The organism is Nereida sp. NH-UV-3 (assembly GCF_042939535.1).
Taxonomy (GTDB): domain Bacteria; phylum Pseudomonadota; class Alphaproteobacteria; order Rhodobacterales; family Rhodobacteraceae; genus Nereida; species Nereida ignava.
Genome location: NZ_CP132157.1, coordinates 645,584 through 662,632, shown reverse-complemented (window position 1 = coordinate 662,632; position 17,049 = coordinate 645,584). Strand labels below are relative to the sequence as shown.

General features: G+C 55.3%; 17 protein-coding genes. 8 read left to right on the top strand and 9 right to left on the bottom strand.

Going from position 1 to position 17,049, the window contains the following annotated elements; translation table 11 throughout:
• Positions 1 to 7: 7 nt before the first annotated feature.
• Positions 8 to 787, top strand: coding sequence for a type III pantothenate kinase (locus NeNHUV3_RS03210; protein WP_048597946.1), 780 nt, complete (start codon positions 8 to 10; stop codon positions 785 to 787).
• Entirely contained in the window at positions 784 to 2,445 is a 1,662-nt protein-coding gene (locus NeNHUV3_RS03205) for a ribonuclease J (protein ID WP_391482461.1), read from the top strand. The genes NeNHUV3_RS03210 and NeNHUV3_RS03205 overlap by 4 nt, the downstream gene beginning before the upstream one ends.
• Positions 2,446 to 2,541: 96 nt before the next feature.
• Here NeNHUV3_RS03205 and NeNHUV3_RS03200 read toward each other — a convergent pair whose 3' ends face one another.
• The 3 genes from NeNHUV3_RS03200 to NeNHUV3_RS03190 form a co-directional block, all read right to left on the bottom strand.
• Positions 2,542 to 4,149 carry a DEAD/DEAH box helicase gene (locus NeNHUV3_RS03200; RefSeq protein ID WP_391482459.1) on the bottom strand — a complete coding sequence of 536 codons (1,608 nt, stop codon included), beginning with the start codon at positions 4,147 to 4,149 and terminating at the stop codon, positions 2,542 to 2,544.
• A 297-nt stretch (positions 4,150 to 4,446) separates the two neighbouring features.
• Complete coding sequence (locus NeNHUV3_RS03195) at positions 4,447 to 6,057, bottom strand: peptide chain release factor 3 (protein WP_391482458.1); 1,611 nt, start codon at positions 6,055 to 6,057, stop codon at positions 4,447 to 4,449.
• Positions 6,058 to 6,120: 63 nt separating this feature from the next.
• Complete coding sequence (locus tag NeNHUV3_RS03190; RefSeq protein WP_391482456.1) at positions 6,121 to 7,125, bottom strand: Hint domain-containing protein; 1,005 nt, start codon at positions 7,123 to 7,125, stop codon at positions 6,121 to 6,123.
• A 257-nt stretch (positions 7,126 to 7,382) separates the two neighbouring features.
• On the opposite strand from NeNHUV3_RS03190, the gene NeNHUV3_RS03185 reads away from it, so the two are divergent.
• Both NeNHUV3_RS03185 and NeNHUV3_RS03180 read left to right on the top strand, forming a co-directional pair.
• The gene (locus NeNHUV3_RS03185; RefSeq protein WP_391482455.1) at positions 7,383 to 8,162 is read left to right on the top strand and encodes an SDR family oxidoreductase; all 780 of its coding nucleotides are present in this window, start codon (positions 7,383 to 7,385) and stop codon (positions 8,160 to 8,162) included.
• Between the two features lie 195 nt (positions 8,163 to 8,357).
• Complete coding sequence (locus NeNHUV3_RS03180) at positions 8,358 to 9,449, top strand: ABC transporter ATP-binding protein (RefSeq protein WP_391482453.1); 1,092 nt, start codon at positions 8,358 to 8,360, stop codon at positions 9,447 to 9,449.
• A gap of 15 nt (positions 9,450 to 9,464) precedes the next feature.
• Here the strand turns inward: NeNHUV3_RS03180 and NeNHUV3_RS03175 are convergent, their stop codons facing one another.
• Positions 9,465 to 10,130 (bottom strand): helix-turn-helix transcriptional regulator, encoded by a 666-nt coding sequence (locus NeNHUV3_RS03175; protein WP_391483164.1) that lies wholly within the window; start codon positions 10,128 to 10,130, stop codon positions 9,465 to 9,467.
• Between the two features lie 206 nt (positions 10,131 to 10,336).
• Between NeNHUV3_RS03175 and NeNHUV3_RS03170 the strand changes: the two genes are divergently transcribed.
• From NeNHUV3_RS03170 to NeNHUV3_RS03155, 4 genes are read left to right on the top strand one after another with little or no spacing between them, the layout of a single operon-like run.
• Complete coding sequence (locus tag NeNHUV3_RS03170) at positions 10,337 to 10,552, top strand: twin-arginine translocase TatA/TatE family subunit (protein WP_048597959.1); 216 nt, start codon at positions 10,337 to 10,339, stop codon at positions 10,550 to 10,552.
• 37 nt (positions 10,553 to 10,589) lie between these two features.
• The gene (gene tatB / locus NeNHUV3_RS03165; RefSeq protein WP_341246511.1) at positions 10,590 to 11,078 is read left to right on the top strand and encodes a Sec-independent protein translocase protein TatB; all 489 of its coding nucleotides are present in this window, start codon (positions 10,590 to 10,592) and stop codon (positions 11,076 to 11,078) included.
• Positions 11,075 to 11,971, top strand: coding sequence for a twin-arginine translocase subunit TatC (gene tatC / locus NeNHUV3_RS03160; protein ID WP_391482452.1), 897 nt, complete (start codon positions 11,075 to 11,077; stop codon positions 11,969 to 11,971). Before tatB ends, tatC begins: the two co-directional genes overlap by 4 nt.
• Positions 11,971 to 12,831 carry an ATP-binding protein gene (locus NeNHUV3_RS03155; protein WP_391482450.1) on the top strand — a complete coding sequence of 287 codons (861 nt, stop codon included), beginning with the start codon at positions 11,971 to 11,973 and terminating at the stop codon, positions 12,829 to 12,831. Before tatC ends, NeNHUV3_RS03155 begins: the two co-directional genes overlap by 1 nt.
• A gap of 32 nt (positions 12,832 to 12,863) precedes the next feature.
• Here the strand turns inward: NeNHUV3_RS03155 and NeNHUV3_RS03150 are convergent, their stop codons facing one another.
• The 5 genes from NeNHUV3_RS03150 to NeNHUV3_RS03130 form a co-directional block, all read right to left on the bottom strand.
• On the bottom strand, positions 12,864 to 14,078 hold the full coding sequence (locus NeNHUV3_RS03150) for a peptidoglycan DD-metalloendopeptidase family protein (RefSeq protein ID WP_391482448.1): 1,215 nt from the start codon (positions 14,076 to 14,078) through the stop codon (positions 12,864 to 12,866).
• Positions 14,079 to 14,148: 70 nt separating this feature from the next.
• A complete protein-coding gene (locus NeNHUV3_RS03145; protein ID WP_391482447.1) occupies positions 14,149 to 14,802 on the bottom strand; it encodes a protein-L-isoaspartate(D-aspartate) O-methyltransferase in 654 nt (217 codons plus the stop codon).
• Entirely contained in the window at positions 14,799 to 15,596 is a 798-nt protein-coding gene (surE, locus tag NeNHUV3_RS03140) for a 5'/3'-nucleotidase SurE (RefSeq protein WP_391482445.1), read from the bottom strand. Before surE ends, NeNHUV3_RS03145 begins: the two co-directional genes overlap by 4 nt.
• Positions 15,597 to 15,650: 54 nt before the next feature.
• On the bottom strand, positions 15,651 to 16,298 hold the full coding sequence (locus NeNHUV3_RS03135) for an SDR family NAD(P)-dependent oxidoreductase (protein WP_391482444.1): 648 nt from the start codon (positions 16,296 to 16,298) through the stop codon (positions 15,651 to 15,653).
• 31 nt (positions 16,299 to 16,329) lie between these two features.
• Complete coding sequence (locus NeNHUV3_RS03130) at positions 16,330 to 17,046, bottom strand: hypothetical protein (protein ID WP_391482442.1); 717 nt, start codon at positions 17,044 to 17,046, stop codon at positions 16,330 to 16,332.
• Between the last annotated feature and the right edge of the window lie 3 nt (positions 17,047 to 17,049).

The following is a 17,049-nucleotide window of genomic DNA, read 5'->3' as shown; positions in this document are numbered from 1 at the left end:
GTGCGGAATGTTACTGGCGATCGATTGCGGCAACACCAACACCGTCTTCTCAATTTGGGACGGCGAGCATTTCATTGCAAACTGGCGGACCTCGACCGAGCACCAGCGCACGGCGGATCAATACTATGTCTGGCTATCGACACTGATGTCTTTCCAGAAAGTTGATGTTGAGATCACGGATGTCATCATCAGCTCAACAGTTCCCCGGGTCGTGTTCAACTTACGGGTATTTGCAGACCGTTATTTCAATTGCCGCCCGCTTGTAGTGGGCAAGCCTGATTGTTTGCTGCCCGTGGATGTGCGCGTCGATGGTGGGACCCAAGTTGGACCGGACCGTTTGGTAAACACTGTTGCGGGACACAGCCTTTTTGGCGGTGATCTGATTGTCGTAGATTTCGGGACGGCGACTACTTTTGATGTTGTCGACACAGACGGGGCCTATATCGGCGGGGTCATCGCACCCGGAGTGAATTTGTCACTAGAGGCACTCCACCAAGCGGCGGCTGCATTGCCCCATGTGGATGTGACCAAGCCCGAACGTGTGATTGGCACCAACACGGTCGCTTGTATGCAGTCGGGGATATTTTGGGGTTATGTCGGCCTAATCAACGGCATTTGTGATCGTATCAAAGCGGAACAGGGACGGCAGATGCGCGTCGTCTCCACTGGTGGGCTGGCCCCGTTGTTCCAACAAGGACATGCGCTATTTGACGAATATGAAGAGTTTTTAACGATGCACGGCCTGACCGTCATCTATAAATACAACAAGGATAATAATACGTTATGAGCAGCGAACGGCTGATTTACCTACCTCTCGGCGGTGCCGGCGAAGTGGGGATGAATTGCTATGTCTACGGATATGGCCCCGAACATAAAGAGCGTTTGATCGTTGTCGATCTTGGTGTGACTTTCCCTGATATGGACAGCACCCCGGGTGTTGATCTGATTTTGCCCGACGTGTCATGGCTTGTTGAGCGGCGTGACCGTATCGACGGCGTGTTCATCACCCATGCGCACGAAGACCATGTGGGCGCAGTTGGTCACCTTTGGGAGCGCCTTAAGGCCCCAATCTATACCCGTGCGTTTACAGCCAATATCGCCCGCCGCAAGATGGAAGAGCATGGCGCGGATACCGATGCGCTGCACACGGTTAGCCCTTGGCCCGAGACAGTTGAGACGGGTCCATTCAAAGTGGGTTTTGTGCCGATCTCGCATTCAATCCCTGAAAGCTCTGGCCTTGTCATAGATACTCCTGCAGGGCGCATCGTGCACACGGGTGATTTCAAAATTGATACGAACCCTGTTGTGGGCGAGGCGTTTGATCGCAAGCTGTGGTCATCGTTTGGGACAGTCAAAGCATTGGTTTGCGACAGCACAAACGTATTCTCGCGTGATGCAGGCCGCTCTGAATCGACGCTGAAACCTGCCATTACGGAACTGATCGCAGAGCAAGAGGGCATGGTGGTCGCGACCACTTTCGCCAGTAACATTGCGCGCTTACAGACATTGGCGGACGCGGGCATTGCTGCAGGACGTTCTGTTTGTTTGTTGGGCCGTGCCATGGGCAAGATGGTCCAAGCGGGCACAGAAACAGGTATTCTGACGGACTTCCCCAGCACGATCTCTGCAGAAGAAGCGACACAAATTCCCCGCCAAAACGTGATGCTCTTGGTGACAGGTAGCCAAGGTGAACGCCGGGCGGCCTCTGCCCAACTTGCCAACGGCAAGTACCGCGGCATTACCATGAAGGCTGGCGACACGTTCCTGTTCTCATCAAAAACCATTCCCGGCAACGAGCGTGGTGTTATCAAAATCATGAACCAGTTCAGTGAATTGGGCGTGGATGTGATCGATGATTACTCCGGTGCCTATCACGTGTCGGGGCACGCCAACCGCCCAGATCTGGAAGAGATGCACCAGCTTGTGAACCCACAAGTGGTGATACCAATGCACGGTGAGCACCGTCACCTTCGTGAACATACCAAGCTGTGCACTGCCAAGGGTATGAGCGCAGTTGTCGCCGTAAACGGCACGATGATTGACTTGACTGGCAACGCCCCCAAAGTAGGTGGCTACGTTGAAACGGGTCGGACATATCTGGACGGCTCCGTCAAAGTCGGCATGCTGGACGGCATTGTGCGTGATCGTGTGAAGATGGCGCTGAACGGACATGTGATTGTCACGGTGATCATCGACGAAGACGGTGAACCGCTTGGCGAGCCATGGTGTGAGGTGAAGGGCATTGCCGAAGTTGGCACATCAAACGCGCCGCTGGTTGATGTCCTTGAGCAGGATCTTGGTCAGCTGATTATGCGGGCAGATGATCGTACTGTGGCAGATGATGACAAGCTTGAAGAGCAGCTAAAGCGCCAAGCGCGGCGTACCTGCCAGCAAGAGATCGGCAAAAAAGTAGAGGTCACTTGTGTGATTAGCCGGCTCAGCTAATCATTGCGAAGACCAAAGAAAAAGGCTGGAGACCTCGCGGTTTCCAGCCTTTCTTGTTTTTAGCTCGGTCGGCCCTAAATGAGCCAGTCGCTTTTGCTATTCTTCTTCATCACTGGCTGCAGCAGTCTCTTTCACAGGTGCAGACTTAAACGTTTTAGCATCATTCGCACGACGTTCCGCAAAGCTTTGCGCGATGAACGCAGGAGTGTGATCGCCAAGGCCCTCAAAACGTGGACCATTGTTGTCATTTCCACCATTTCGGCCACGACCGCGTCCGCCTCGTGAACGGCGAGGGCGCTCATTTGTGTCGGCTTGGCGTGCGTTGTCTTGAGGCGTGGTTGGCTGATCGGCGTCTTTGTCTGCATCGCCAGTAGGCGCTGCAACATCCTGAGGTGTCTCGGTCTGCGTCTCAACCACGTCTACTGCAGCTGTCTCGGGCTTTTTGCGTGACCGTGAGCGGCTGCGCGACCGTGACTTTGGCTTTTCATCCGTGCCTGCCCCTGACGTTTCTGCGGCACCATCTTTAGGCGCATCGGCCTGTGTTGCAGTCTTTGACCCTTCAGGCAGATCACCGCGGGGGATTTCCTGCTTCACAAGGGTTTCGATATCCGCGAGATTTTTCTCATCCCTCGGGATGCAGATCATGATTGCCGTTCCGGTGTTACCTGCGCGGCCTGTCCGACCAATGCGGTGAACGTAGTCCTCAGCATGTGAGGGAACGTCATAGTTGAACACATGGCTAACGTTCGGCACATCCAACCCGCGTGCGGCAACATCAGAAGCAACCAAGAAACGCAGGCTACCATCGCGGAACGCCGCGAGTGTTTCCATACGCTTGCTTTGCTCCAAATCACCGTGGATCGGGGCTGCATCAAGGCCGTATTTCTTCATGGACTTCGCAACTATATCTACGTCCATCTTGCGGTTGCAAAAGATGATACCGTTACGGCACGCATCTGCTTCACGTTCGATCAGCTGGCGCAAAAGCTTGCGCTTTTCACTGTCCTGACGGTCACGGCGCGAGCCTTTGAACATATAGACGGACTGCGTGATATTATCGTTCGTGGTTGCGGCGCGGGCAACTTCAACTTTGGCGGGGTTCGACAGGAAAGTGTTTGTGATCCGCTCAATCTCGGGTGCCATTGTTGCGCTGAAAAACAACGTCTGACGGGTAAATGGCGTCAGGCCAAAGATACGCTCGATGTCGGGGATAAAGCCCATGTCGAGCATCCGGTCAGCTTCGTCGATGACCATGATTTTCACGTCTGACAAGATCAACTTGCCGCGCTCAAAATGATCCAGCAAACGACCCGGCGTGGCGATGAGAACATCGACACCTTTGTCGATCAGGATGTCCTGTTCTTTGAATGAAACACCGCCGATAAGAAGCGCTTTGGTCAGCTTGGTGTGCTTTGCGTAGGCGTCGAAGTTTTCCGCCACTTGGGCTGCCAACTCGCGGGTCGGGGCCAAGACAAGGCTGCGGGGCATCCGTGCGCGGGCGCGGCCACGTTTGAGCATCGAAATCATCGGCAGGGTGAAACTGGCCGTTTTTCCGGTACCTGTTTGGGCGATGCCTAGAACGTCGCGGCCTTCGAGCGCAGGAGGGATCGCGCCGGCTTGAATGGGGGTGGGGGACGTATAGCCGGTCTCTTCGACGGCTTTGAGGACCTTTTTATCAAGGTTCAGATCAGCAAAAGTTATCATGTAAATCCGCGTTTAGTGCGGACACGATCTTGGCCCGCCGATTGGTCTGCGCGTGGCCCGGTTTGGCCATGGGATCAACAGCCCCTAAGATGCGCTGGCCAAGGTCTAGGGGATAAGTCCGTGTGGGTCAAACGCCTAAGCCAAGATGACTGATGGCTGGGCTTAATCCACCATGAATGGGTGATAAATGCACCATTTGGCCGAAGAATGTGGGGTAAATTTACTCGCAGTGCGCCACTTAGATGAACAGACGGCAGGGCAAGAATCGCACTGCCGTCTTGAATAAAGATTGGCGCGCTAAACCATCATTTCTTTGGTGCCGGTCAGGCTGACATCTGGGTAGTCGCGGCCAACGCGGTCAATATCCCACTGGAGGCGGGTCAAAAACACGGTGTCGCCGTCATTGTCTGTGGCGATATGCTGTTTGTTGGCGGCAACGAATGCATCAACTGCGGGCTTTTGCCCCTGAACCCACCGCGCTGAGGTAAATTGCGATGCCTCAAAACGTACGGGCAGGCCGTATTCCATCTCAATGCGGCTGGCCAAAACTTCGAACTGTAACGCGCCAACCACGCCAACAATAAAGCCAGAGCCGAACGTGGGTTTAAACACTTTTGCAGCACCTTCTTCGGCAAATTGCATCAACGCCTTTTCAAGGTGCTTTGCTTTCATCGGATCACCGGCGCGGCAGGTTTGCAGCAACTCTGGGGCAAACGATGGGATGCCCGCAACGCGCAAGGCCTCGCCTTCGGTCAACGTGTCACCAATCCGCAGCTGGCCGTGGTTTGGAATGCCGATGATGTCGCCGGCCCATGCCTCTTCCGCCAATTCACGATCGGACGCGAGGAATAGCACGGGGTTTGAAATTGCCATCGGTTTTTTGGAGCGCACATGGGTCAGTTTCATGCCACGCTTAAAGTGCCCTGAGGCGAGCCGAACGAAAGCCACGCGGTCACGGTGCTTTGGATCCATGTTGGCCTGCACTTTAAACACAAATCCCGCCACTTTCTTTTCGTCTGGTGAAATGGCGCGCGGGTCGGCCCTTTGGGGCTGTGGCTCTGGGCCGTATGTGGCGATGCCGTCCATCAGTTCCTGTACGCCGAATGAGTTGATCGCAGAGCCAAACCAAATGGGTGTCATCGTCCCTTCAAGAAGTGCTTGTGCATTCAGTGGCGGCATCAATTCACGCGCCATCTCGATCTCTTCCAAGAACGTTTCCAACAGGTCAGCGGGGACCAGTTCTGCCAGTTTTGGATCGTCGAGGCCTTTGATTTTTACTGCTGAGGCGACTGTGTTTCGGTCTGCGCGGTCCATCAACTGTAGCTCGTCGCGCAAAATGTCATAACATCCGATGAAGTCACGGCCGCGCCCAATGGGCCACGATGCGGGGGTAACATCAATCGCTAGGTTTTCTTGAATTTCGTCAATAATCTCAAAAGTATCGCGGCTTTCGCGGTCCATCTTGTTACAGAACGTCAAGATGGGCAGATCACGAAGGCGGCATACTTCAAACAGCTTTTGGGTTTGGCTTTCAACGCCTTTTGCCCCGTCGATCACCATCACGGCCGCGTCGACAGCAGTTAGGGTGCGGTAGGTGTCCTCGGAAAAGTCCGAGTGACCGGGCGTATCCACAAGGTTGAACCGGTAGCTGTTCTCGCCTGTGGCAAAATCGAACGACATGGCCGATGCGGAAACCGAAATGCCGCGGTCTTTTTCCATCTGCATAAAGTCTGAGCGGGTGCGGCGCGCTTCACCTTTTGCCCGTACTTGCCCCGCCATCTGGATCGCACCACCATAAAGCAGAAACTTCTCGGTAAGTGTGGTCTTACCAGCATCGGGGTGGCTGATGATCGCGAAGGTGCGGCGGCGCGCAATTTCGGGCGCAAGGACAAGCGGTGTATCTAACATAGGCCCGCTATAGCGCCCCTAGGGGGCTTGGGAAAGTGGGATATTGCGGCGCGCGTTTGGGTGCTAGCCACCTGAAGCGCGGCGCAGTAACTCAACGGTATTTCCCGTGAGCATCCCTTCGGCAATTTCGAAGCTAAGGTCTGTTGCAGGCCCGTCGGTTATATGCCGGTGCATCAGTGCTTCGGCCAAAGGTTTCGGGATCATACTGCGGGCGCTGGCATCCATTTGCATGGATTCCGCCGCGATACCTTCTGCATAGATGATGTGGTGCTGATCAAAGAGAAGTTGATAATAATCAGCAAAGCCCCCTGCCTCTTGAACAACGGATGTACCGTTGATGAGGTGGCGTGCTTGGACTATCACTTCGGCGCGCCCTGTGCCAATTTCGTCATGGCGTTGATAAATGAATAGGCGGTGATGGGGGCTGATGCGCAAATCGGCTGAGTTATTCAGCACACCCTTTTTGATCAACACCGGAGCCATTGTGCTGTTTGCGCGTTCAGTTCGCTGGCCGATCCAGCGGATCTGTTGCGCCCCGCCATCCCGCGTCAAAACACGATCGCCCACCGCCAGTTTTTCAACCGCACGCTGTTCGCCTGAAGCCATTGTGATACGTGTGCCGCTGAAAAAAGCAGCTGAGATCATCCGGTTGAGGCGTTGATATAGATCTGTGCGGGTGGTGCCTACTAACGTGTAGGGGGTTTTTCGTTCAATTATGCCAAGTGGCAAAAGTAGGATTTGTTCAAGCCCGCCGTCGATGACTTCGACCAGAACAAGCAACTCAAGGGTGTGACCATCAGGTGCCATCAGCGTCATGGCGCTGTCTATGGCAAGTGTTGAGCCTGCACGTCCCAGTTTTGAGGTTGCATGGATGCTTAAGGTGCTTTGTCGGGCCGCGTGTGAGTTGTGCACCGTAAGTGTATGCAGTGCTGCATCGCTGACCAGTTCATAGACGTCTTCCAACAGCACATCTTCGGCCAAGCCCATTGCCTCGCCGTGGTTAACGCCAGAAGTGACGCGTAACGCTGCTGCTTTCAGGACCGAAAATGATTGAACGCGGGCAGGCATTTGGGTGGGCTCTCACTCATTAGAACGTTGGGCGCGGGCTAATTGTCCACCGACACGCCGCATCACTAGCTACAGTACCTTGCTTAAGATTTTGTCAGCTTTAGGACAATGCAAAGGCATATTTTTTGACGTGCGGTTATAAATTGAACGTGTGCAGGGAAATAATGTTCAATCCGGTGCAAAACACCACTGGTGTGCCGCGCGCTCAGATGAGAAGTTGCCAGCCATTGCAACACAAATCTAAAGGCAGAGATGACATGGATTTAGGACTACGCGGAAAGCGCGCGCTTGTATGTGCCTCCTCCAAAGGGCTGGGGCTTGGATGCGCCGAGAGTTTGGCTGAGGCTGGTGTTGATTTGGTAATGAACGCACGGGGTGAAGAGGCTTTGGAAGCCGCTGCCGCCGATATTCGTGCGCGTTTTGGTGTGAGTGTGACAACAGTCGTGGCCGATGTGACCACGCAAAACGGCCAGGCTGATGTTTTGGCCGCCTCTGAAGGTGTCGATATTTTGGTCACCAACGCCGGTGGTCCCCCTCCGGGTATGTGGACCGATTGGGAGCGTGATGATTTCATTGCAGCACTCGATGCAAATATGCTGGCGCCGATTGCGTTGATGAAGGCACTGCTGCCCTCCATGATGGAAAAAGGCTGGGGCCGTGTGGTCAACATTACGTCTGTATCTGTCAAAGCGCCGATCGCTGTTTTGGGTCTGTCGAACTCTGCACGCGCGGGTTTGACGGGGTATGTGGCTGGTACGGCACGTCAGGTTGCGGGCCACGGTGTGACCATCAACAACCTTCTGCCCGGTATCCACGCCACAGATCGTGCGATCGCCCTTGATACGGGCGTGATGAACGCGCAGGGCATATCCATGGATGAGGCCAAAGCGCAACGCGCAGCGACTATTCCAGCTGGCCGCTACGGCACACGTCAAGAGTTTGGTGCTGCCTGTGCGTTTATGTGTTCGCAGCATGCCGGCTTTATGGTGGGGCAAAACGTCTTGCTTGATGGTGGCGCGGTGAACGCGACCCTCTGATGGTCTGATCCAGTCTGAATTTTGAGAAGGGCGGGGTGTCAAGCATGGCATCCCGCCTTTTGCGTTTAATACACAGGCTTTCATTCGACTGCGTGCGACATGTTGAAAGGCTGCAATGTCTTGGCAAGGTGCGGTGTGGTTGCTATGTGCGGAACCGAGCCTGATTGTTTTGCTCGGAAATAGGATATCGCATTCATGCCCACATCCGTAGCCACCGATGCGCCGCGTCTTGAAGTGACAAACCTGAACCGCAGCTTTGGCGGTCGCAAGGTTGTGGACGACGTATCCCTTAGCGTCGCGGCGGGGCAGGTGACGTGCCTTCTGGGGCCGTCCGGTTGTGGGAAATCTACGACCCTGCGCATGATTGCAGGCGTCGAGATGCAAGACAGCGGCAAAATCATGGTCGATGGTGAGCTGGTGTGCGACACCGTCACACGTGTTCCGGCCGAGGCCCGCTCAATCGGGCTGATGTTTCAGGACTTTGCTTTATTTCCGCACCTCACTGTTGCTGGCAATATTGCCTTTGGCCTGCGGGGATCGCGCGCGCAAAAGGCTGAGCGCGTTAATCATCTGCTAAAACGCATTGGCTTGCCTCACTACGCGGATGCTTATCCGCACCAACTGTCCGGTGGCGAGCAACAGCGCATCGCTTTGGCCCGTGCGTTGGCGCCACAGCCGAAAATCATGCTGATGGATGAGCCGTTCTCCGGCCTTGATAACCGCTTGCGTGATGACATCCGCGACGAAACTCTTGAGGTGCTTAAAGAAGAAGGCACTGCCGTTTTATTGGTCACACACGAACCTGATGAAGCGATGCGCATGGCCGATGAAATAGCCCTCATGCGCGATGGGGTTATCGTGCAGCGCGGTGCGCCTTATAACGTGCACATGCGTCCCGTGGACAAAGACGCAGCGGCTTTTTTCAGTGATCTGAACATCGTACCGGGGCGCGTGCATGGGGGATTGGTCGAGACGGCCTTTGGGCAGTTTCTTGCCCCCGCAGTGCCTGAGGGTGGTGAGGTCGAGATTGTTATCCGCCCACAGCACATCAAAATTGATTTCGACCGGCAGGGTGTAGGGCCGAACCCGACGCCTCAAACCGGCGTCCCTGCGCGCGGCGTGGTTGAGCGGGCACGATTTATGGGCAAGGATTCACTTGTTGAATTCCGGATGGATTTTGATGGCTCAATCCTAAAGGCGTCCGTGCCTTCGGTGTTTTTGCCCAAAAAAGGTGTGCCTTTGTGGCTGATGCTGCGCCGCGATCGGTGCTTTGTATTTCCCAAGTAACGATGTGTCGCGCCTCTAGAGCGTAATTTTACGTTCTGCGTAATCCGCAAGGGTTTTGCCTTGTTCCTCCACGAAAAGCCCCGGAAGAGTTGAACATTCCGTAATAAGATCAGCGCGCAACTCATTGAATTCATGCGAAGTTTCATTCCACACGACGCACGTCCAAACGCGCCCCCAATAATCAAGCTGTAGGGGACGGACCACGATGTTTGTGCCGTCGTAATGTAGTTTTAGCTTTTGACGGGCACGAATGGCTTGGCGTAGCTGCGGCAAATGCTGAAACCCACGTGCGGCATCTGCGAACGGATATATGGCAAAGCCCCAAGAGGCCGGCGCGCTGGTGCGTTCTTCGGGTAACACAGCGTCGATCTTTGCGGACAACGTCCGTGCAGCTTGGGACAGATCATCGTCCGCAGCTTCGCCCACAACCTGAAGGCCCACGTGAAGCGCCTCAAGTTCGGTCAAAGACAGGTTCAGCGGGGGAAGTGTAATCGCCGCCGTTACCCAATACCCCACGCCGCGCTCCCCCTGAACGGGCACGCCGCTGGCGGCAAGCGTTTCCATATCGCGGTAGATAGTGCGCTCCGAGACATCCATCGCGCGGGCCAAATCAGCGGCACGGTGTAATTTCCCATCACGCAAATGGGTGATCAATCGATAGAGGCGGTCCTTGCGCATGATTCGTACTTTCTTCCTCAGGGCGTAGTAATTTTAGGAATGAAATCCGCTTTCCTGACATTTACCTGACAGTTGACAGGTTTTTGTCATGAGAAACACCAAAAAGGTAATTTAATGGCCAGTTTATCGCTGGCGAGGGCGTGTAAATCCGCGTATTTCTTGAGGCTGAACATAGATAGATGCGCAACCAAGCGCGAAGGAGTTTAGACATGTTGAACAACATTGGCCCCATGGGTTTCTTGCTGATTGCAGTCGTCGTGTTGGTTCTGTTTGGCCGCGGCAAAGTCTCGTCTTTGATGGGCGAAGTGGGCAAAGGCATCACCGCGTTCAAAAAAGGCGTCAAAGACGGCACCGAAGAGCTTGAGCAAGAGCAGGCGGACGCAGCAAAAGACGTCACACCTGAGACTGAAAAAGACAAAGCCTAATCCGCGCGTGCGGGTAATGCTTGTAAAGGAATTGTAGATGTTTGGACTTGGCTGGGGCGAAATGATCGTCGTGGGTGTGGTGGCGTTGATTGTGGTGGGACCCAAGGACCTGCCGCAGATGTTCCGCACGTTGGGGCGCTTTTCCGGCAAGGCCAAAGGCATGGCGCGCGAGTTCACATCTGCGATGAACCAAGCGGCAAACTCAACAGGTGTTGGGGATGTGGCGCGCGACTTTCAGAACATGACAAGCAAAAAGGCGCTTGGTCTGGACAAGCTTGATCAAGCCTCTCGCGCGTTTGAGGCATGGGACCCATTGAAGGACGGGGACGAGGGTGAGCCGTCACTGTCGCCCGAACGCAGTGATGCGGCTGCTAAAATCCAAGCCGCCACTAAGATTAAAGAAGCCGAAAAACGTGCAGAGGCCGCGCGGGCTGCGCTGGCTGAGGCCGAGGCAGAAGTGGCCGCAGCAAAACCTGCGACCGATGCGACCCCAAGCGCGCAAAGCAAATCCGAAGGTGACGCATGAGCGATACATCCCAAGCCCCCGAAGCCGAGATTGATGATAGTGCTGCACCTTTGATCGAACACCTGACTGAGCTGCGTACACGGCTCATTCGCAGTGTCGTGGCTTTTTTGGTTGCGATGGTCGCATGCTTTACGATCGCCGAACCGATCTTGGAATTTCTCGCCGAACCGATCGCGGACATCCTGCGTTCGCGCGGTGAAGACCCGCGGTTGATTTTTACGGCACCACAAGAGAAGTTCTTTGTATTGATCCGGATTTCGGTCATAGCGGGCTTTGCGTTTAGTTTCCCCGTAATCGCGTTCCAACTTTGGCGCTTTGTTGCGCCCGGCTTGTACAAGACCGAGAAAAACGCCTTTTTGCCGTTCATCATCGCAAGCCCTGCGCTTTTCATGTTGGGGGCTTCGTTTGCGCACTACGTCGTGACGCCGCTGGCGATGAATTTCTTTATCGGCTTTTCTGATGTCATCCCGTCCATTGCAGGATTGGTCACCGGCGAGGCACCACAGGCTAACAATGAGTTAAGTACAGTCTTTCTGGGCTCTGTGCGTGAAAGCCTAGATGTATCTTTGAAATTTATTTTCGCCTTCGGTCTGTGTTTCCAGTTGCCTGTTTTGTTAACCTTAATGGGCAAGGCTGGCTTGGTAAGCGCCGCTGGTCTGCGGGCTGTGCGCAAATACGCGGTTGTGGGCATTCTGGTTTTGGCGGCTTTGGTCACGCCCCCCGATGTTGTTACGCAAGTTATCCTGTTCGTGGTGGTCTATGGTCTTTACGAGATTTCTATCTGGTTGGTTCAGGGTGTAGAAAAGCGCCGTATTCAGAAGATGAAAGACGAAGGTCTCTGGGACGAAGAACTGCACGGTGACGGCGGGACGGACGAAGAAGAGAACCGGTGATGACTGCGACTTTACCCACCGATGCGCTTGAACGGATTGCGCAGGCGCTTGAGCGTATGTCGCCCCCGCCTGTTTCAAAACCTGATTTAGGTGCCGCAAGCGCGTTTGTCTGGTCGACCCAGCCTGATTGTTTGGTCCCCGTCGCAGATGTCTCGCGGGTGCCGTTAGAACTCCTGGTTGGGGTCGATCGGGGGCGGGACACTTTGTTGGCCAATACAAAGCAGTTTGCGAACGGCATGCCAGCAAACAATGCGTTGCTATGGGGCGCGCGTGGCATGGGAAAATCCAGTCTTGTCAAAGCTGTACACGGCGCTGTTCATGCTGAAAATACTTCGTGTAAGCTGGTCGAAATTCAACGCGAAGACCTTCCGACAATCGGGCGTTTGCTTGAGCTGCTGCGCGATGCCCCTGAGTGTCGATTTATTCTGTTTTGCGATGATCTCAGCTTTGGCCACGATGATGCGCATTACAAATCGCTCAAGGCGGTGTTGGACGGCGGGGTGCAAGGCCGCCCCGATAATGTGGTGCTGTATGCGACGTCAAACCGTCGCCATCTGATGCCGCGTGACATGATCGAGAACGAGCGTGGCGGTGCGATTAACCCAGCCGAAGCCGTGGAAGAAAAAGTCAGTCTGTCGGACCGTTTTGGACTGTGGTTGGGCTTTCATGCTTGCGATCAAGATCAGTTCCTCGCGATGATCCGCGGATATTGTGATGCTTTTGGTGTCGATATTGGCGATGCAGAGTTACGTGCCGAAGCTATTGAATGGCAAGCAACGCGCGGCAGTAGATCTGGGCGCGTTGCCTGGCAGTATTTCACCGATCTCGCAGGACGCAAAGGCGTCTCGCTTGCAGGCTAAAGGTGGTTAACGACCCGCCTGACTAAGCTGGTTTACTTCGGCAAATACGGCGCTGGATTAACGCTGTCGAAGCCTTTGCGGACTTCAAAGTGCAAAAAGCTTGGGCTTGTGGCGCGCACTTTTGCGATGGTCTCTCCGCGCTTTACCGTGTCACCTTTTTTGACCCGCAGACCGTCCACATTTGCATAAACAGTGATTAGGCCATCGCTGTGACGCATGATGATAATCGGGATTTGGTCTGTGTCTTTGCTGATCAAGATCACCTGACCTGCGTCGGCTGCCTTAACATTCGTACCTGCGGGCGCACCGATGTCGATGCCTTCGTTTACGTTCTTTTTGTACTCGCGAATGATTGAGCCGCGCACAGGATACAAAAAGCGCGCCGTTGCGGCAGCCGGTGTTGTGCTGGTGCCCAAATCTGGCGCTTGGGGTGTTGCGTCTTGTGCGTTGGCAGCACCGGGCACATCACTTGGCAGGGGGGTCGCTGCCGATGGCGGCGTCGGGGCGTTTGAACCCGCACCTGGTTTGGTGGCGCTTGCGGCTACTGGGGCAGGGGGTGCTACGGGGATCAACAAAAACTGCCCCTCGCGCACGGCCAAGTCCGATCCAAGGCTGTTCCAATCTGCAAGTGAGCGGACGTTGACGCCGTAAAGGCGCGCGACAGAAAACGCAGTTTCGCCACGCTCAACGCGGTGGCGGATAGGCTCCACGCCCGTTTGAGGCAAGGCAGATGCCGTTGGTGCAGCGCCTGCTTGGGCCTCTGCTTTATCGATCGCGCTGCCGGCAAGTGTTGTTACGTCAACCGATGATGGTGCGCGGATCGGCCCGGTGGCGGACGCACCTGTGGCGGGGGAAGGCTCTGCCACGCGGTTGGACAGGGCCACAACCTCACCACTGCGCAACGGGTCGCTAGGGCGAATGCCGTTAAAGCGCGCCAGCTCATTAGCATTAACGCCAATGCGGTCAGCGACGGCCTGAAGTGTGTCGCCGTCACGTGCGACAGCAACTTGATAGTTGGGATAGCTGATGATGCCACGGTTATCAGGTTCGGGACGGGATGCCGAGGCACCACGCGCGGCGGATGACGTATCAGCGCCGTTGCCAGTAAGGCCGCGCAAATCAAAATCCCACTGTTTGACTTGCTCGCAGCCTGCAACAAGGGCAAGGGCCGAACATAAGACAATTGCTTTTGCCGGCATTGAAAGTTTCGTGGCGTACATGGCCTGTTCCTCAATATGCTGTGCCATGGTCGTTCGCCATAGCGTAACTGCTCAATTTACGGGCCTTTTGGCCTCTGTTTTGGTGTGCCGCGTCAATTTAATCGCGGCTGACCCCTTCAAGTAGAGGTACGAACCGCACGTCGCGCAGTTCGGTATAGTCAAATCCGTCTTCGCCACGAACAACCTTCACCAGGGTTTGAACCGTCTCCGCCTGTCCGCAGGGTACAACCATGATACCCCCGATTTTCAATTGCGCCAAGAGGGGGCCTGGGGGGTCTTCGGCGGCGGCGGTGACAATGATGCGATCAAAGGGCGCTTGGTCAGGCAAACCACGGCTGCCGTCTGCGGTTACGGCCGTAATGTTGCGCAGGTCTAACGCCTCAAAAGTGGCGCGCGCTTCATCGACAAGGCGCTTGTGACGATCAACGGTGAACACCCGCCGCGCCAGATGAGATAGAATTGCGCCTTGATAGCCAGAGCCTGTACCAATTTCGAGAACGTGATGGCGCGGACCTACGTCAAGTGCTTGGGTCATCAGGCCAACAACGGAAGGCTGGCTGATGGTTTGGCCACATGCAATCGGTAGGGGCATGTCTTCGTATGCGCGGTCTTTAAAAACACCGTCTTGGACAAATTGTGCGCGGTCCACCGCCTCCATGGCATTGAGCACGCGAGCGTCCGTTAACCCGCGAGAGCGGAGCGCAAAGAGAAACTGCATCTTCTGCTCGGGGGTGTAACTTGGCGCGTTCATGGGCGGTCGAATGCCTGTGATAGGCGGTCAAGCTCATCTGTAGCTGTCAAATCGGCGCGCATCGGGGTGACGCTGATGTAGCCTGCAAGGTTTACCGCCGCGTCGGTACCTGCGGCTGACGGGGCACGCTGATCGCCACCTTTCACCCACATGAACTGTCGACCTGTGGGGGAGTTTTGGGGGGACACGCTGAAGCTTGTGCCTTGCCGGCGACCTTGGCGTACGACCTGGGTGCCTTTGACATCTGCTGCGGCAACGGGTGGAAAGTTCACATTATAAAATGTGCGGTACCCGTGTGCCTCTGGTGTCTCAAAGCCTGTTTTCAAAAGCTGCTTAACAACCTCCGCGCCAAACGCGGCTGCCCCTTCGAACGGGTCTTCCAAATCCTTCATGGCAGGTCCGTAGTATTGCGACAGCGCAATTGCGGGCAGCCCTTGAAGTGCTGCTTCCATCGCAGCACCGATGGTGCCTGAATAAAGCGTGTTCTCGGCTGAATTGTTCCCACGGTTCACGCCGGACAAAACCAAATCGGGCGGGCAGTCTTTCATGACGTGGTGCAGTCCTGCTAAAACACAGTCTGCGGGCGCGCCTTGGGCAGCAAAGCGCTGTGGCGCCAATTCGGAAATCATTGTGGGGTGGGTATAGTTGATGCAATGGCCCACGCCTGATTGTTCGAACGCAGGCGCTACGGTCCAGACATCACCATCAGGGCCCGCGACGTCGCGCGCAATGGCCTCCATAATCTTGAGGCCGGGGGCAGCGATGCCGTCATCATTTGTAATTAAAATACGCATACACCCGTGTTAGGCGAGCAAGGGGCGTGGGGCAAGCAGAGCGGTGCCGTGGGCCTAAAAAATATCTGCCAAGATGCGTTTCGCTTCATCTGCTGGATCTGTCAGCAGATTCCTGTCCTCACCAGGGTGAAAACGCGCGCGTGTGCTGGTGGGCATTGGGGCAGGTGTTGTGATGTGAATGTGTGGGCCAATATTGGCGCTTTCCGCCTGCCAGCTTTTGGCAAGCGCAATCTGTGCGGCTTTCGTTGCACCATAGGCGCCGTAGAATTTCTGACCGACAGCAGCATCATCAAAAAACACAGCATGAGCGGTTGGACGCAACAGGGGCCCAATCATCGGGATCAACTGTGCAGTAGCATTCACGTTGATCTCAACGGATTTTGACCAGTCTTTTGGTCCCATCGCATTTGCCGGTGCCAAGGGGGCTGCGTGAATTGCTGTATGCGCCCAAAAATCAATTTGCCCCCACCGATCGTGGATAGAACGGCACAGCTGCTGCATCGCCGCTTCTGTCTGAATGCTCATCGGAGCCAAAGTTGCCTGACCACCCTGTGCTTGGATTAGATCATCAAGCTCTTCGAGGGCCCCAACGGTTTTGCCAACGGCAATGATGTGATGGGTCGGCGCAAGGGCGAGCGCAAGCGCATGGCCAAGGCCACGGCTGGCACCGGTGATGAGGGCGATTTTTGTGTCATTCGTCATATGCGTGGTGTGCTGCGTGAGGGCTGGAACGTCAAGATGGCAAATAGGCCGCGCGCCACATGGCATCAAGACGATCAATCTCGTCTACGTCAAATTGCTCTGAGCTTTCCCAATAACGCCCTGAGGCCACGAAATAGCCAAGCGATTTTTCTGCGCTAAGCACATCCGCCATCGCCATATCAGAAGGTGGGGGCGGCGTGGTTTGTAGATGTCTGATGTCTGCAAGTTTGGCCCGTGGAAAGACTTGCCGGCTTGGAGCGGCTGACAAGTTTACGACGTTGCAGCCTTGGGCGTTTGCTTGAAGTGCTAAGCGGGCGGATTTAGCTTCAAGCGAACGAAGGCTTATGTCTTCGCGCAGTGGGTCTGCGGTGCCTGTGCCGTAAAAGTGGGTGTTGCCTTGGGCGGCGTACATCATGTCACATCCAAAGAATGCCATCACAGATGGGCGCAGCGCACCCAACGCCCAGTATCCAGCAGTGAAAGCCATTGTCCCACCGGCGTAAACAAAGCCGCCGTATGTGTTTTGCACCGTGACATAGTCATCTGCGGTAATGATCTTTTGGGCTGGGGATACCGTTGCGGGACGTTTGTCCGCAGGAAAATCTTCGGGATGAATAAGATGCGACCAATCAGTGCGCACCCGCCACGCGTTGTTTATCACCACTATGTGGTCAAAAATGCTGCGGTCCCAATTGGCGGATTGTGGCGCATCCGGACCACTTCCAAGGATCAGGATGCGCGGGCCCATGGC

What these genes read in the sequence shown, in the direction of transcription:
- tatC (WP_391482452.1), top strand. Translation starts at nt 11,075, where the DNA reads ATGAGCGATACATCCCAAGCCCCCGAAGCCGAGATTGATGATAGTGCT.
- NeNHUV3_RS03180 (WP_391482453.1), top strand. Translation starts at nt 8,358, where the DNA reads ATGCCCACATCCGTAGCCACCGATGCGCCGCGTCTTGAAGTGACAAAC.
- NeNHUV3_RS03190 (WP_391482456.1), bottom strand. Translation starts at nt 7,125, where the DNA reads ATGCCTGCCCGCGTTCAATCATTTTCGGTCCTGAAAGCAGCAGCGTTA.
- NeNHUV3_RS03200 (WP_391482459.1), bottom strand. Translation starts at nt 4,149, where the DNA reads ATGATAACTTTTGCTGATCTGAACCTTGATAAAAAGGTCCTCAAAGCC.
- NeNHUV3_RS03155 (WP_391482450.1), top strand. Translation starts at nt 11,971, where the DNA reads ATGACTGCGACTTTACCCACCGATGCGCTTGAACGGATTGCGCAGGCG.
- NeNHUV3_RS03135 (WP_391482444.1), bottom strand. Translation starts at nt 16,298, where the DNA reads ATGACGAATGACACAAAAATCGCCCTCATCACCGGTGCCAGCCGTGGC.
- NeNHUV3_RS03185 (WP_391482455.1), top strand. Translation starts at nt 7,383, where the DNA reads ATGGATTTAGGACTACGCGGAAAGCGCGCGCTTGTATGTGCCTCCTCC.
- NeNHUV3_RS03210 (WP_048597946.1), top strand. Translation starts at nt 8, where the DNA reads ATGTTACTGGCGATCGATTGCGGCAACACCAACACCGTCTTCTCAATT.
- NeNHUV3_RS03205 (WP_391482461.1), top strand. Translation starts at nt 784, where the DNA reads ATGAGCAGCGAACGGCTGATTTACCTACCTCTCGGCGGTGCCGGCGAA.
- NeNHUV3_RS03145 (WP_391482447.1), bottom strand. Translation starts at nt 14,802, where the DNA reads ATGAACGCGCCAAGTTACACCCCCGAGCAGAAGATGCAGTTTCTCTTT.
- NeNHUV3_RS03195 (WP_391482458.1), bottom strand. Translation starts at nt 6,057, where the DNA reads ATGTTAGATACACCGCTTGTCCTTGCGCCCGAAATTGCGCGCCGCCGC.
- NeNHUV3_RS03150 (WP_391482448.1), bottom strand. Translation starts at nt 14,078, where the DNA reads ATGGCACAGCATATTGAGGAACAGGCCATGTACGCCACGAAACTTTCA.
- surE (WP_391482445.1), bottom strand. Translation starts at nt 15,596, where the DNA reads ATGCGTATTTTAATTACAAATGATGACGGCATCGCTGCCCCCGGCCTC.
- NeNHUV3_RS03170 (WP_048597959.1), top strand. Translation starts at nt 10,337, where the DNA reads ATGTTGAACAACATTGGCCCCATGGGTTTCTTGCTGATTGCAGTCGTC.
- tatB (WP_341246511.1), top strand. Translation starts at nt 10,590, where the DNA reads ATGTTTGGACTTGGCTGGGGCGAAATGATCGTCGTGGGTGTGGTGGCG.
- NeNHUV3_RS03130 (WP_391482442.1), bottom strand. Translation starts at nt 17,046, where the DNA reads ATGGGCCCGCGCATCCTGATCCTTGGAAGTGGTCCGGATGCGCCACAA.